A 515-nucleotide genomic window follows, 5' to 3' on the forward strand; every position below is an offset into this window, starting at 1 on the left:
TGGAGCGGGTGAAGGGAATCGAACCCTCGTAACTAGCTTGGAAGGCTAGGGCTCTACCATTGAGCTACACCCGCATATTTGGAGCGGAAAACGGGACTCGAACCCGCAACATCCACCTTGGCAAGGTGGCGCTCTACCATTGAGCCATTTCCGCATCTTTTTTTAAATTTAATTGTGGTGCAGATGAAGGGAGTCGAACCCCCACGCCGTAGGCGCTAGATCCTAAGTCTAGTGCGTCTGCCAATTCCGCCACATCTGCACAATTTTCAATTAAATTGGTGGCTCACCCGGGAATCGAACCCGGGACACCATGATTAAAAGTCATGTGCTCTACCGACTGAGCTAGTGAACCTTAAGTTTGGCAGGGATAGCAGGATTCGAACCTACGAATACCACAGTCAAAGTGTGGTGCCTTACCACTTGGCGATATCCCTGTATGGGGTGAACGATGGGACTCGAACCCACGACAACCAGTGCCACAAACTGGCGCTCTACCAACTGAACTACGTTCACCA

Annotated in this window: 6 tRNA genes; all 6 read right to left on the minus strand. The window is 51.1% G+C overall.

Features of this window, described 5'->3' with window-relative positions:
* Positions 1–74, minus strand: a tRNA-Gly gene (locus AC4FQ1_RS13145).
* A gap of 5 nt (positions 75–79) precedes the next feature.
* Positions 80–154 (minus strand) — tRNA-Gly (locus tag AC4FQ1_RS13150).
* Positions 155–175: 21 nt separating this feature from the next.
* A tRNA-Leu gene (locus AC4FQ1_RS13155) sits at positions 176–259 on the minus strand.
* A 17-nt stretch (positions 260–276) separates the two neighbouring features.
* Positions 277–352 (minus strand) — tRNA-Lys (locus AC4FQ1_RS13160).
* 7 nt (positions 353–359) lie between these two features.
* Positions 360–434, minus strand: a tRNA-Gln gene (locus AC4FQ1_RS13165).
* A gap of 3 nt (positions 435–437) precedes the next feature.
* Positions 438–513: transfer RNA gene (locus AC4FQ1_RS13170), tRNA-His, on the minus strand.
* Positions 514–515 lie beyond the last annotated feature (2 nt).

The organism is Clostridium sp. TJA020, from assembly GCF_058310295.1.